Source organism: Agromyces sp. H66, assembly GCF_004959775.1.
Lineage (GTDB): Bacteria > Actinomycetota > Actinomycetes > Actinomycetales > Microbacteriaceae > Agromyces.
Genome location: NZ_SJZG01000002.1, coordinates 235707 through 249686, shown reverse-complemented (window position 1 = coordinate 249686; position 13980 = coordinate 235707). Strand labels below are relative to the sequence as shown.

Annotated in this window: 14 protein-coding genes and 1 pseudogene; 7 read left to right on the top strand and 8 right to left on the bottom strand. The window is 68.3% G+C overall.

Going from position 1 to position 13980, the window contains the following annotated elements; genetic code table 11:
• Positions 1-23 precede the first annotated feature (23 nt).
• Complete coding sequence (locus tag EZM51_RS04485; RefSeq protein ID WP_136707042.1) at positions 24-1172, top strand: nucleotide pyrophosphatase/phosphodiesterase family protein; 1149 nt, start codon at positions 24-26, stop codon at positions 1170-1172.
• A gap of 18 nt (positions 1173-1190) precedes the next feature.
• Here the strand turns inward: EZM51_RS04485 and EZM51_RS04480 are convergent, their stop codons facing one another.
• Complete coding sequence (locus EZM51_RS04480) at positions 1191-1775, bottom strand: DUF3043 domain-containing protein (protein WP_248305464.1); 585 nt, start codon at positions 1773-1775, stop codon at positions 1191-1193.
• 37 nt (positions 1776-1812) lie between these two features.
• Here EZM51_RS04480 and EZM51_RS04475 point away from each other — a divergent pair, with 37 nt between their 5' ends.
• From EZM51_RS04475 to EZM51_RS04455, 5 genes are all read left to right on the top strand, one after another.
• On the top strand, positions 1813-3237 hold the full coding sequence (locus EZM51_RS04475) for a dipeptidase (protein ID WP_136707040.1): 1425 nt from the start codon (positions 1813-1815) through the stop codon (positions 3235-3237).
• Between the two features lie 89 nt (positions 3238-3326).
• Positions 3327-3677, top strand: a complete 351-nt coding sequence (gene erpA, locus EZM51_RS04470; RefSeq protein WP_136707039.1) for an iron-sulfur cluster insertion protein ErpA — start codon at positions 3327-3329, stop codon at positions 3675-3677.
• 202 nt (positions 3678-3879) lie between these two features.
• Positions 3880-4776, top strand: coding sequence for a cytochrome c oxidase subunit II (gene coxB, locus EZM51_RS04465; protein ID WP_136707038.1), 897 nt, complete (start codon positions 3880-3882; stop codon positions 4774-4776).
• Positions 4773-6509, top strand: a complete 1737-nt coding sequence (gene ctaD / locus EZM51_RS04460) for a cytochrome c oxidase subunit I (RefSeq protein WP_136707037.1) — start codon at positions 4773-4775, stop codon at positions 6507-6509. Before coxB ends, ctaD begins: the two co-directional genes overlap by 4 nt.
• Positions 6510-6932, top strand: a complete 423-nt coding sequence (locus tag EZM51_RS04455; RefSeq protein ID WP_136707036.1) for a cytochrome c oxidase subunit 4 — start codon at positions 6510-6512, stop codon at positions 6930-6932. It begins immediately after the preceding gene.
• Between the two features lie 67 nt (positions 6933-6999).
• On the opposite strand, the gene EZM51_RS04450 is transcribed toward EZM51_RS04455, so the two are convergent.
• From EZM51_RS04450 to EZM51_RS04425, 7 genes and pseudogenes are all read right to left on the bottom strand, one after another.
• Complete coding sequence (locus EZM51_RS04450) at positions 7000-7653, bottom strand: methyltransferase domain-containing protein (RefSeq protein ID WP_136707035.1); 654 nt, start codon at positions 7651-7653, stop codon at positions 7000-7002.
• 21 nt (positions 7654-7674) lie between these two features.
• Positions 7675-8352 (bottom strand): methyltransferase domain-containing protein, encoded by a 678-nt coding sequence (locus EZM51_RS04445; protein ID WP_248305463.1) that lies wholly within the window; start codon positions 8350-8352, stop codon positions 7675-7677.
• Positions 8353-8400: 48 nt separating this feature from the next.
• Positions 8401-8523: pseudogene (locus tag EZM51_RS21310) on the bottom strand (putative RNA methyltransferase); the annotation flags it as partial.
• Positions 8524-8561: 38 nt separating this feature from the next.
• On the bottom strand, positions 8562-10199 hold the full coding sequence (locus tag EZM51_RS04440; protein ID WP_136707033.1) for a cytochrome bc complex cytochrome b subunit: 1638 nt from the start codon (positions 10197-10199) through the stop codon (positions 8562-8564).
• Positions 10196-11272 carry a Rieske 2Fe-2S domain-containing protein gene (locus tag EZM51_RS04435; protein WP_136707032.1) on the bottom strand — a complete coding sequence of 359 codons (1077 nt, stop codon included), beginning with the start codon at positions 11270-11272 and terminating at the stop codon, positions 10196-10198. The genes EZM51_RS04440 and EZM51_RS04435 overlap by 4 nt, the downstream gene beginning before the upstream one ends.
• Positions 11273-11310: 38 nt before the next feature.
• On the bottom strand, positions 11311-12105 hold the full coding sequence (locus tag EZM51_RS04430) for a c-type cytochrome (protein WP_136707031.1): 795 nt from the start codon (positions 12103-12105) through the stop codon (positions 11311-11313).
• A gap of 50 nt (positions 12106-12155) precedes the next feature.
• Positions 12156-12794, bottom strand: coding sequence for a heme-copper oxidase subunit III (locus tag EZM51_RS04425; protein ID WP_136707030.1), 639 nt, complete (start codon positions 12792-12794; stop codon positions 12156-12158).
• 131 nt (positions 12795-12925) lie between these two features.
• Between EZM51_RS04425 and trpD the strand changes: the two genes are divergently transcribed.
• Positions 12926-13978: an anthranilate phosphoribosyltransferase gene (gene trpD / locus EZM51_RS04420; protein WP_136707029.1), complete on the top strand. Its 1053-nt coding sequence runs from the start codon at positions 12926-12928 to the stop codon at positions 13976-13978.
• The last annotated feature ends 2 nt before the right edge of the window (positions 13979-13980 follow it).

Sequence of the window (13980 nt, the reverse complement as noted above, 5' to 3'; positions counted from 1 at the left end):
CGGCCTGTGCCAGACTGGGCGCGATGCCTGCAATGCTACCGGTGCCCGCCGTCAGTGCCCCGAGGCTCACCGGGGTGCTCGGCAGTTCGCTCGCCAGCCTCAGCGGGGAGTCGAACCTGTTCGGACTGCCCGCGGCATCCAGCGCCGTGGTCGTGCTCGTCGACGGGCTCGGCGCAGCCAACATCCAGGCACGGGCCGGTCACGCGCGCTTCCTGGCGGCACGGATGTCGCGGCGCGACGTCATCCGCACCGTGCTGCCCTCGACGACCGCGGCGGGCATCACGAGCCTCACCACCGGGCGGATGCCGGGGGAGCACGGCCTCGTCGGCTATCGCGTGCTCGATCGCGCCAACGACCGGATCGTGAACCAGCTCAACGGCTGGGACGACCGGATGGTGCCCGAGACCTGGCAGCGGGTGCCGACGCTCTTCGAGACGGCCAGGGATGCCGGCACCCGGAGCTTCGCGGTCGGATCGCCCAAGCACATCGGGTCGGGCTTCTCGCGTGCGGTGCTGCGCGGCGTCGAGTACCGAGCGGCGGGGACGATCGCCGAGTCCTTCGCCGTGGCCCGCGACGTGGTCGCGACCGAGCCGCGATGCCTCGTCTACGTCTACGTGTCGGAGCTCGATCGCATCGCGCACGCGCACGGATGGGAGTCCGATCGCTGGCTCGCCGCCCTGGAACAGCTCGACGCCGAGCTGGCGGCGTTCGAGCGCGGCCTGCCGCGCGGCGTCGGCGTGCTGGTGACGGCCGACCACGGCGTGATCGACGTGCCGGCGCGTCGCCACGTGTTCGTCGACACTCGCCCGGAACTCCTCGAGGGGATCCGGCACGTCGGCGGTGAGCCGCGGTTCTTCTCGTTCTACGTCGAGCCCGAACTCGACGCCGCGGCGCGCTCGGCGCTCGTCGAGGGCTGGCGCGCGGCCGAGGGTCACCGCGCCTGGGTGCTCGGGCGCGACGAGGCGATCGAGGCGGGCGTGTTCGGTCCCGTCGCCGATGAGGTGCGCGAACGCATCGGCGACATCCTCATCGCCGCGCGGTCGGGCGTCGCCTACTACGACCGTCGCGAGGCGAACCGGCAGGGGGAGTCCATGATCGGCCAGCACGGCTCGCTCACCGACGAGGAGACGCGCATCCCGCTCATCCGCGCCGGAGCCTACGCCCGCGACTGACCGCGGCCCGGGCCGGGCTCAGGCCGGGTACCGACCGCGCTTGACCTGCGGCTTCGGCAGCCGGAGCGGACGAAGCTGGAGCGCCCGCATCGCGGCGTACCACCGCACGCGCTCAGCCTTGTCCTCGCCGAACTTCGCCCTGACCTTGCGGGTCAGGATGAAGCCGAGGATGACCACGTCGAGCACGGCCACCAGGAAGAAGGCCCAGAGTGCCATGATGCCGATCGCCTGCACCTCGGCGCTCGGCACGAACGTGAGCAGGATGATCAGGAACATGAACGGGATGAGGATCTCGCCGATGCTGAACCTGGCGTCGACGTAGTCGCGCACGTACTTCTTCTGCGGGCCGCGGTCGCGCGCGGGCAGGTACTTGTCGTCGCCCATCGCCATGCCCACGCGGGCACGCTCGCGGGCCGCCGCCTGCTTCGCCCGGGCCTGCCGCGCCGCCTCCTTGCGGTCGTTCGGCACGAGCGGACGCTTGCGTGCGGCCTCGCGCTCGGCGCGGCTGGGGGTGGGGGCTCCCTTGCCGACCCTGGGGGTCGCGGATGCCTCGTCGTCGGCGCCGGCCTCGGGCGCAGGGGTGTTGGTGGGGTGCTTTGCCACGGGAGTCCTCGAATCGGTTGCCCTTAAGATTACCGGCATGACCCAGACCCATCCCACCGGATCCACGGTCGCCGGCGCCCACGAGGCCGCCGACGCCATCCGCCAGGCGGTCGACGCCGGATTCCCCGCGACCGTCGCCGATCTCGCCCGCCTCGTGCGCATCCCGTCCGTCTCCTGGCCGGCCTTCGACCCCGCGCACGTGGCCACGAGCGCCGACGCCGTCGCCGAGCTCCTGCGGGGCACGGGCGTCTTCGAACTCGTCGACGTTCGCCGTGCGCCGGTCGCCGACGGCGCCGAGCTCGGCCAGCCCGCGGTCGTCGCGAGCCGGGCCGCGCGGAACGGACGCCCGACGGTGCTCCTCTACGCGCACCACGACGTGCAGCCGCCGGGCCGGGACGAGGACTGGGAGACGCCGCCGTTCGAGCCCACCCAGCGAGGCGACCGCCTGCACGGCCGCGGCGCCGCCGACGACAAGGCCGGCATCATGGCGCACGTCGGCGCCATCCGCGCCTTCGCGGAGGCCGCCGGCGACTTCGACCTCGGACTCGCGGTCTTCATCGAGGGCGAGGAGGAGTGGGCGTCGCGTTCGTTCGCGAACTTCCTGCACGAGAACCGGGACCTCCTCGCGGCCGACGCGATCATCGTCGCCGACTCGGGGAACTGGGACGTCGAGACGCCGGCCATCACGGTCGCGCTGCGCGGTGCCGTCGCGTTCAACCTCCGCATCGACACGCTGGCGCACGCGTCGCACTCCGGCATGTTCGGAGGTGCCGCTCCCGACGCCATGCTGGCGGCGATCCGCCTGCTCGATTCGATGTGGGCGGACGACGGCTCCGTCGCCGTCGATGGCCTGCGCAGCATCGACCTCACGACCCCGTCCTACGACGAGGCGCAGCTGCGAGCCGAGGCGGGGCTGCTCGACGGCGTCACGCCGATCGGCAACGGCACGCTCCTGTCCCGGATCTGGGCGCAGCCGGCCATCACCGTGACGGGCATCGACGCACCGGATGTCGCGAATGCGTCGAACACGCTCGTTCCCGGCGTGCGGGTGCGGGTGAGTGCCCGCATCGCCCCGGGCCAGGACGCCGCCGAGGCGTTCGCGGCCATCAGGACCCACCTCGAGGCGCACGCGCCGTTCGGTGCCCGGCTCACCTTCGAGGACGTCGACACCGGTCAGCCGTTCCTCGTCGACACCAGCGGCTGGGCGGTGGCCGAGACGCGTGCGGCCATGGCCGAGGCGTGGGGGAGGGAGCCCCTCGAGATCGGCGTCGGCGGATCGATCCCGTTCATCGCCGAGCTCGTCGAGGAGTTCCCCGAGGCGCAGATCCTCGTGACCGGCGTCGAGGACCCCGACTCGCGTGCGCACAGCCCGAACGAATCGCTGCACCTCGGGGTGTTCAAGCGCGCGCTGCTCGCGGAGGCCCTGTTCTTCGCCCGTCTCGAGGCTCGCACGGGTTCCTGAGGGTTCTGAGCGCGCGTGGGGCCGACTCGCAGTTCCGCCGGTTACCATTGTCGGAGACATCCGCGTTCCCTGACGCACCGAGGAGAGACATGAGCGACACGATCACCGAGACGATGCACGGCGTGAAGCTGACCGACACGGCCGCCGACAAGGTCCGCAGCCTCCTCGAACAGGAGGGCCGCGACGACCTCCGGCTCCGCGTGGCGGTGCAGCCCGGCGGATGCTCCGGACTGATCTACCAGCTCTACTTCGACGAGCGACTCCTCGACGGCGACGCGGTCGTGGACTTCTCGGGCGTCGAGGTCGTCGTCGACAAGATGAGCGTGCCGTACCTCGACGGCGCCTCCATCGATTTCGAGGACACCATCCAGAAGCAGGGCTTCACGATCGACAACCCCAACGCGCAGGGCAGCTGCGCGTGCGGTGACTCTTTCCACTGATTCCGGCCCGGATTCCGCTCCCGAAGGGGGGTCGCGCACGCGACCCCCCTTCGGCGTTTCGGCTGATCGAGCCGGAAATTCCACCTCCGACGCGCCGGACACCGCTCTCCGGTGCACACCCCGGCTGTCGAGTCGGAGTAGGCTAGGGACCGATCACCGCGCTTCGCTGTGAAGCGCCTTCGAGTCTCCCGAAAGGTCACCGGTGCGCCACAATCGCCGTCTCCGATGGGCTGCTATTCCGATCGCAGCGTCGCTCAGCCTCGTCCTCGCCGGATGCACGCAGGCCCAGCTGAACGGATTCCTTCCGGGGTTCGAGGAGGGAGCGGGTCCGACCACGAACCACACCGACCGCATCTCGGGCCTCTGGGTCACGTCGTGGATCGTGCTGCTGGTCGTGGGCGTCGTGACCTGGGGACTCACCATCTGGGCGATGGTCGCGTACCGCCGCCGCAAGGGCCAGACGGGCCTTCCGGTGCAGTTGCGGTACAACATGCCGATCGAGGTGTTCTACACCGTCGTCCCGCTCATCCTCGTGCTCGGGTTCTTCGCCTTCACCGCCCGCGATCAGGCCGCGATCGAGCAGCGCTTCGCCGAGGATGACGTGGACGTGCACATCGAGGTGATCGGCAAGCAGTGGTCGTGGGACATCAACTACACGGATGAGGACGTCTATTCGCCCGGCATTCAGGGCCAGGTCTCCGACGAGGGTCCGGCCGGCACCGTGACCGACCTCCCGACCCTCTACCTGCCCGTCGGTCAGAACGTCGAGCTCAAGCTCGAGGCCCGCGACGTCATCCACTCGTTCTGGGTTCCCGACTTCCTCTACAAGAAGGACATGATCCCCGGCAAGACGAACTACATGTCGTTCGTGCCGGAGCGCGAGGGCACGTTCGCCGGCAAGTGCGCCGAGCTCTGCGGTGAGTATCACTCGCTGATGCTGTTCAACGTCGAGGTCGTCTCCCAGGAGGAGTACGACGCCTATATCGAGTCGCTTCGCGACCTCGGCCAAGAGGGGCAGCTCTCCGTCGAGTACAACCGCAACCAGAACCAGCCCGGCGCTGGCGCACCCGAACTGAAAGAGGAGCAGGAAGCCGAATGAGCACCACGACCGCACCGGCTCGGCCGCAGTCGAGCAGCCTGCCGATCGGCGCCTCGAAGGTCGAGCGCAAGGGCAACATCCTCGTGCGGTGGATCACCTCCACCGATCACAAGGTCATCGGGTATCTCTACCTGATCACCTCGTTCATCTACTTCTGCGTCGGCGGCATCATGGCGCTCATCATCCGCGCCCAGCTGTTCCAGCCCGGCCTCGAGATCGTCCAGACGCGTGAGCAGTACAACCAGCTGTTCACGATGCACGGCACGATCATGCTGCTCATGTTCGCGACCCCGCTGTTCGCGGGCTTCGCCAACGTGCTCATGCCGCTCCAGATCGGGGCTCCCGACGTCGCGTTCCCGCGCCTGAACGCGTTCGCCTATTGGCTCTTCAACTTCGGTTCGCTGATCGCCGTCGCCGGGTTCTTCACCCCGCAGGGTGCGGCGTCCTTCGGCTGGTTCGCGTATCAGCCACTCGCCTCGACGACGTTCTCACCAGGAGTCGGCGGCAATCTCTGGATGGTCGGCCTCGGCCTGTCGGGATTCGGCACGATCCTCGGTGCGGTGAACTTCATCACGACGATCATCACGATGCGCGCACCCGGCATGACGATGTTCCGCATGCCGATCTTCACGTGGAACACCCTCGTCACGTCGATCCTGATCCTCATGGTGTTCCCGGTGCTCGCGGCCGCGATGCTCGCCGCCGCTGCCGACCGCATCCTCGGTGCCCAGATCTACAACCCCGAGAACGGCGGAGTGATCCTCTGGCAGCACCTCTTCTGGTTCTTCGGTCACCCCGAGGTCTACATCATCGCGCTGCCGTTCTTCGGCATCATCTCAGAGGTCTTCCCGGTCTTCAGCCGCAAGCCGATCTTCGGATACAAGACCCTGATCTACGCGACCATCGCCATCGCCGCGCTGTCGGCGACGGTCTGGGCGCACCACATGTACGTCACGGGATCGGTGCTGCTGCCGTTCTTCGCGCTCATGACGATGCTCATCGCCGTGCCGACGGGTGTGAAGATCTTCAACTGGGTGGGCACCATGTGGCGAGGATCGATCACCTTCGAGACACCGATCGTCTGGGCGATCGGATTCCTCATCTCGTTCGTGTTCGGCGGTCTCACCGGCGTCATCCTCGCGTCGCCCCCGCTCGACTTCCACGTCTCCGACACGTACTTCGTCGTCGCGCACTTCCATTACGTCATCTTCGGCACGGTCGTATTCGCGATGTTCGCGGGCTTCTACTTCTGGTGGCCGAAGTGGACCGGGAAGATGCTCAACGAGACGCTCGGCAAGTGGCACTTCTGGCTGCTGTTCATCGGGTTCCACACGACGTTCCTCATCCAGCACTGGCTCGGCGTCCTGGCCATGCCGCGCCGGTACTACTCGTACCTGCCGGAAGACAACATCACCTGGATGAACCAGCTCTCGACGGTCGGCGCCGCCATCCTCGCGGTCTCGATGATCCCGTTCTTCCTGAACGTGTACATCACGGCCCGTCGGGCGCCGAAGGTCACGGTCAACGACCCGTGGGGTTACGGCCGCTCGCTCGAGTGGGCGACCAGCTGCCCGCCGCCGCGCCACAACTTCACCTCCATCCCGCGCATTCGCTCGGAGTCGCCGGCGTTCGACCTCAACCACCCCGAGGCGGGCATCCCGGTGGGCATCGGCCCGGCGAAGGACGCGCCCGACGCACCCGTGTACGATGCAGCGACGAAGGAAGTCAAGTAGATGCGCGCGAATGTCGTCCTGTTCTGGATCTTGGCGGTCTTCTTCGCGGCTGACACCGTGCTGTATGCCACCTGGACCTCGGCCAGCAACGAATGGACGCACCCCGAATGGGCGGGCACCGTCGCACTCGGGCTCACATTCGTGCTCTCCGCATTCATCGCGTTCTATCTCGGTCGAGTGCGCAGCGCGCAGGGAGCGGAACTCCCCGAGGATCGTCTCGACGCGAACGTCGACGACGGCGACCCTGAGTTGGGCTTCTTCAGCCCGTGGAGCTGGTGGCCGATCATGCTCGCCGGATCGGCTGCTCTGGGCTTCCTCTCCCTCGCGGTCGGGTGGTGGATGTTCCCCATCGCCTTCGTGCTCTTCCTCGTGAGCATCGTCGGCTGGGTGTACGAGTACTACCGCGGCAACTTCGCCCGCTGACGCAGGCGAGACGAGAGGCCCTGGTACCTACGCAGGTACCAGGGCCTCTCCATGTCGACCAGCACGTTCATGCCCGGGCCGCAGCGACGACCCACCACTTCGCGCCGGTCCGAAGCACGTGGATCCCGAATCCGGCGCGCTCGAGGGCGCCGTACATCGCCCTGGGGGAGTGGACGTATCCGCGGTACTCCCGTCCGCGCATTCGCATCCACGCGTTGCTCAGGGCGACCGACAGACGTGTGAACCACGTTCGCGGCGGATGGCTGAACACGACGGCACGACGTGCGTGGGCGGCCGCGGCTTCCAGGAGCCGCTCCGAGTCGGGGTAGCAGCAGACGACCCGATGGAGCACCACGAAGTCGGCCGCGGCGATACGATCGCCGTCCGACGCCAGGTCGAGGCCGACGAGCCGGTCAGCGCGGTCCGTGACGCCGCGTTCGACCAGCAGCGCGCGAGCCTCGGCCTCGTAGGCGCCCGACAACTCCAGGTTCGTCGCGAGGGAGGCTCCGCGCGAGAGGAGCTCGAGCTGGATCTCGCCGACGCCGCCCCCGATCTCCAGAACGCTGCGATCGGCCAAGCCGATCCCGGCCAGATGGTCGACGATGCGATGCTCGGGCGCGGTCAGTCCGCGCCGGCGGTACCGCTCGGCGATGTCATGAGCGAAGCGATCGTCGAACACGCCTTCGTATCGCGGCGATCCCGGGCTGCAGCAGTCGGGCATGCGCCCAGTATGCACCCGGTCTCAGCCCGGCGGCGAGGCGAGCTCGAAGGAGAGGACGTCCACCGCGATCGTGACGTCGGCGCTGCCGTCGGCGGGGATGCCCGGGAGTGAGCCGGCGTGGTGCGCGGATGGTCCCATGCCGGCGAGCATCGCGCGAGTGTCGGAGTCTGTCGGGAGCACGTACTGCACCGGGACCTCGCTGATCCGGACGAGGCCGGCTGCGGCCAGCTGCTCCGTCACCGCGTTCGCCTTCGCCGCCGGAACGTCGACGAGCAGCCCGCTCGACCTGAGCTCACGGAGGTGATCGGCGCGCGGGACGACGACCACCACTCGACCGCCGGGCCTGAGGATGCGGGCGAACTCCTTCGGGTTGCGAGGCGCGAACACGTTGAGGATGACATCGGCGACCTCGTCGCGCAGGGGCAGCGGCCGCCAGATGTCGAGGACGACACCGGTGGCACCGGGCACCGCTCGCAGGGCGCTCCGCACCGCATGGGGCGAGCGGTCGGCGAGCAGGAAGCTCGCCTCGTGCCGGGCCGCGCTCAGGTGTCCGGCGTAGTACCCGGTGCCGCAGCCCAGATCGGCGACGCGCGGCCGGCCTGACACGGGTCCGTTGGCGGAGAAGGCCGTGCGGGCCAGTTCCTCGGCGATCGGCAGATAGGCGCCGCGGCCGAGAACCGCCGCGCGGGCGGCGAGCATCTCCCGGTCGTCGCCGAGCGTCCGCGGCGCCCTCGGAGGAAGCAGTGTGAGATATCCGTGCTTCGAGCGGTCGAATCGATGGCCGCGCTCACAGCCGTACACACGGTCGTCGACAGGGGAGAGATCGGCGAAGCAGTTCGGGCACCGGAGCCACGTCGAGTCGATCGACATGGGTTTCCGGTGCCCGAATCGGTGAGTGAGCCGCTGCCTCAGCTGTGGGTGGTGTCCACCTCGGCGGCGTGGTGGCCGGAGTGCGCCGCCTCGAGCTCACCCCTCGTGACCGGAGCGATGCGGTCCTCGAAGAACCAACGGGACAGGGATGCCCGCAGGCGCTGCCCGGCAGTGATCTTGCCACGTGCATTCGGGCGGAGCATGAGCGGTTCGTACGACTCGAAGCTCACGAGGCGCCAGCGGTCGTACTCGTCGAGAGGCTGGTGCACCTCGATGAACTCGCCGCCCGGCAGCTTCACGATGCGACCCGACTCGTAGCCGTGCAGCACGATCTCGCGGTCCTTCTTCTGGAGCGCGATGCAGACGCGCTTGGTGATGAAGTACGCGATGATCGGTCCGAGGATCACCGTCGCCTGGAGCGCGTTGATGACGCCCTCCATGGTGAGCGAGAAGTGCGTCGCGAGGAGGTCGGAGCTCGCCGCGGCCCAGAGGCCGGCGTAGAACGTGACACCGGCGGCGCCGATCGCCGTGCGGGTGGGCGCGTTGCGGGGACGGTCGGCGATGTGGTGCTCTCGCCGGTCGCCCTTGATCCACGCCTCGATGAACGGGTAGCTCACGACGAGTACGAGGAAGATGCCGATCGCGATGAGGGGCACGAGGATGTTGAACGACCACGTGCGCTCGAGCCACACGAACTCCCAGCCCGGCGGGATCAGTCGAAGGGCGCCGTCGGCGAAGCCGATGTACCAGTCGGGCTGCGTTCCCGCGGAGACCGGTGACGGGTCGTACGGGCCGTAGTTCCAGATCGGGTTGATCGTGAACAGCGACGCGATGAGCGCGATGACGCCCCAGATGATGAACATGAAGCCGCCGGCCTTGGCCGCGTAGATCGGCAGGACGGGCGGGCCGACCGAGTTCGTCGGCTGGCGCCCAGGTCCGGCGAACTGCGTGTGCTTGTGGATGAACACGTAGCCGACGTGCACGGCGATGAGCGCCACCACGAGCGCCGGCAGGAGCAGGATGTGCAGCGTGTAGAGGCGCCCCACGATGGCCGTGCCGGGGAACTCGCCGCCGAAGAGGAGGAACGAGGTCCACGTGCCGATCAGGGGGATGCCCTTGACCATGCCGTCGATGATGCGCAGGCCGTTGCCCGAGAGCAGGTCGTCGGGGAGCGAGTATCCGGTGAAGCCCTCGGCCATCGCGAGGATGAAGAGGAGGAAGCCGAACACCCAGTTGATCTCACGGGGCTTGCGGAACGCGCCGGTGAAGAACACGCGCAGCATGTGCAGGCCGATCGCGGCGACGAAGAGCAGCGCCGCCCAGTGGTGCATCTGCCGCACGAACAGTCCGCCGCGGATGTCGAACGAGATGTCGAGGGTCGAGGCCATCGCCACCGACATCTCGACGCCCTTGAGCGGTACGTACGAGCCGTCGTAGTGCACCTCGGCCATCGACGCCTGGAAGAAGAACGTCAGGAACGTGCCGGAGACGAGCACGACGATGAAGCTGAAGAGCGCGACCTCGCCGAGGAGGAACGACCAGTGGTCGGGGAACGCCTTGCGCCCGAGCCCCTTGATCGCGACGGCGATGCCGGTTCGATCGTTGACGTACTCGGATGCCGCCGCGGTGAACGAACGCTTCTCGGGCGCAGTTGATCGGGTCGTTGCGGTGCTCAATGGCGCTCCCAGAAGCTCGGGCCGACGGGTTCGGTGAAGTCGCTCTGTGCGATGAGGTAGCCCTCATCGTCGACGGCGATCGGAAGCTGCGGCAGCGGACGCTTGGCCGGGCCGAAGATGACCTCGCAGTGGTTCGTCACGTCGAACTGCGACTGGTGGCACGGGCAGAGCAGGTGGTGCGTGTGCTGCTCGTAGAGCGCCACGGGGCATCCGACGTGGGTGCAGATCTTCGAGTACGCGACGATGCCCTGGTACGACCAGTCGGCGCGCTCGGGAGACTCCGTGAGGTCGGCCGGGTCGAGGCGCATGAGGAGCACGGCCGCCTTGGCCTTCTCCTCGAGCTTGCCGTGCTCCAGGTCGTTGAGCCCCTCGGGGATCACGTGGAAGGCGCTGCCGATGGTGACGTCGGACGCCCGGATCGGGACGCCGGACGGGTCGAGCGCGAGGCGGGTGCCCTGCTTCCACATCGTGTGGCTCAGCAGCTCGACGGGCAGCTGGTCCTGCGGGCCGAGGCCGCGGAATAGCACGACGGCCGGAAGGGGGAAGGCGAGGAGCGCTCCGATGAGGCTGTTCCGGATGACCGTGCGCCGGCTGAATCCGGACTCCTCATCGGCCTGGCGCATCACCTCGACGGCGCCCTGCTGGGTCGCCGGGGCTCCGCCGATGGGATGCCGGATGTCGATCGACTCGGCCGAGGTCATCAGCGACTTGCCCCAGTGCACGGCGCCGAAGCCGAGGCCCAGCAGAGCGAGCGTGACGCCGATGCCGACGAACATGTTGTTCAGGCGCACGGCGCCGACGTCGTTCGACTCCATCGGGAACAGCATGTACGCGGCGATCGCCCACACGCTGCCGAGGACGGAGAGGTAGAAGAGCGTGTAGACCGTGCGCTGCGCGCGCTTCTCGCGCTTGGGGTCCTCGTCGGTCACACGAAGGCGATGCGGCTCGAAGCCGGGGTTCTCGAACGCGTCGTGGGGGATGACCGCCGTGCCGGTCGAGCCGGCGAACTCCTGCTCGGCGTGCGACGAGTCGGCGGCGACGAGGTCGACGCCGCTGTGGTCGTCCTGGGCCATGGTTCTCCTTCTTCAGCTGCTGCGGTGCCGGGCGTGCGCTAGTTGGACTTCGCCGTGATCCACACGGTGATCGCGACGATCGCGCCGAGACCGAAGATCCAGATGAACAGCCCCTCTGCGACCGGACCGAGCGAGCCGAGTTCGAAACCGCCGGGCGAGCGGTTGTCCTGGACGTACTTGAGGTACGTGATGATGTCGCGCTTGTCCTCGGGCGAGATGTTCAGGTCGTTGAAGACCGGCATGTTCTGCGGGCCCGTGACCATGGCCTCGTAGATGTGCACCCCGGAGACATCCGTGAGCGGCGGCGCGAACTTGCCCTCGGTGAGCGCACCGCCCGCGCCGGCCACGTTGTGGCACATGGCGCAGTTGATGCGGAAGAGCTCGGCGCCGTTGGCTGCATCGCCCCCGCCGTTGACGAGGTGGTCGGCGGGGATGTCGGGACCGGGTCCGAGCGACGCCACGTAGTAGGCGAGCTGCTTGACCTGCTCGTCGGTGAACTGCGGCGGCTTCACCTGCGCCTGCGGCCCCTGCATCTGCATGGGCATGCGGCCGGTGCCGACCTGGAAGTCGACGGATGCCGCACCCACGCCGATGAGGCTCGGCCCGTCGTCGGAGCCCTGCGCCTCGAGGCCGTGGCACGTCGAGCAGTTCGCCTGGAAGAGCTTCTTGCCCTCCTCGATCGTCTGCTGCGAGGTGGGCTCCGCCTCGGCCTGCGCCACGGAGCCGGAGCTCAGTGCCGCATACGCGCCACCCGTGAAGACGAGTCCGAGCGCGAGGAGCGCGGCGGTGGCGAGCGGGTGCCGGCGGCCGGTGCGTCGCTTCGAGCGGTTCATCAGTTTCTTCCTGTTCGCGGGCATGCTGTTCGTGGCGCTCCTGCCGGGACTCATCTGAGGACGTAGATGACGAGGAACAGGCCGATCCAGACGACGTCGACGAAGTGCCAGTAGTACGACACCACGATCGCGCTCGTCGCCTCGCGGTGACCGAAGTTCTTGACGGCGAACACGCGACCGATGACGAGCAGGAACGCGATCAGACCGCCGGTGACGTGCAGGCCGTGGAAGCCGGTGGTGAGGTAGAACGCCGACCCGTACGCGTTCGAGTCGATCGCGATGCCCTCGGAGACGAGCGACGCGTACTCCCAGATCTGGCCGGCGACGAACACGGCGCCCATGGCGTAGGTGAGGAAGAACCACTCGACCATGCCCCACTGCGTCGGCTTCCAGCCGGTGGCGTAGGGCTGCAGCCGCTCTGCTGCGAACACGCCGAACTGGCACGTGAACGACGACGCCACGAGGATGATCGTGTTCGTCAACGAGAACGGGAAGTTCAGGCGATTCGCCTCGAACTCCCACAACTCGGGCGACATCGACCGCAGCGTGAAGTAGATCGCGAACAGACCAGCGAAGAACATGACCTCGCTGCCGAGCCAGACGATCGTGCCCACCGCGACGGTGTTCGGTCGTTTGATCACGGGCGCGCTCGCCTGATAAGTGATTGAGGTGCTCGTCACGCACACCATTATGGCCGAAATCGCGGGTGAGTTTTCGTCATCCCGGACAGCAGTGTCCGTCCCGGCCGGTAAGGGAACCCTAAATTCGCATGTGTCGAAGCCGGGAATCCGCCCTGAATCCGGCGGATAGGATCGAGTCCATGCCCACCCGACAGAATTGGCCGACCATCATCTCCGCGCTCCTCGAGCACGAGGACCTCAGCGTGTCGGACGCGGCGTGGTGCATGGAGCAGGTGATGACCGGCACGGTCACGCCTGCCCAGCTTGCCGGGTTCCTCATCGCCCTCAGCGTGAAGGGGGAGACGGTCGACGAGATCGTCGGGTTCCGCGACGCCGTGCTCGAGCACGCGGTCCCGCTGCAGGTCGACCCGATGGCCCTCGACATCGTCGGAACGGGGGGCGACCGCTTCGGCACCGTGAACGTGTCGACGATGGCCTCGGTCGTGGCCGCGGCATCCGGAGTCCCCGTGATCAAGCACGGCAACCGGGCCGCGAGCTCGGCCTCGGGATCCTCCGACGTGCTGGCCGCGCTCGGCCTCGACCTGTCGCTGCCCGCCGAGCGCGTGGCCCGCGTATTGGGGGAGGTCGGCATCACCTTCGCCTTCGCCGGCGCCTTCCACCCCGGCTTCCGCCACGCCGGCCCGGTCCGTTCCGAACTCGGCGTGCCGACCGTCTTCAACTTCCTCGGCCCGCTCTGCAACCCGGCCCGGCCCGAGGCATCGGCCGTGGGCGTCGCGAACCTCGATCGCGTCCCGCTCATCGTCGGCGTCTTCCAGACGCGCGGGGCGACGGCGCTCGTGTTCCGCGGCGACGACGGCCTCGACGAGCTCACCACCACCGGGCACAGCCACATCTGGGAGGTCTCGCGCGGCACGGTCAAGGAGCACGACCTCGACCCGCGCGAGCTCGGCATCCAGCGCACGACGATCGACGAGCTCGTCGGCGGCGACGCCGCCCACAACGCCGAGATCGTGCACCGCGTGTTCGCCGGCGAGCGCGGCCCGGTGCGTGACATCGTCGTGCTCAACGCGGCCGCCGGCCTCGTGTCGTTCGAGCTCGCGAAGGACCCGAGCCAGTTCCAGCGCGCCGTGCTCGACCGGTTCCGCGACAAGCTCGCCGTGGCCGAGGAAGCCATCGACAGCGGCGCGGCGGCCCGGAAGCTCGAGGAGTGGATCGCGGCCACGAAGCGGTGACG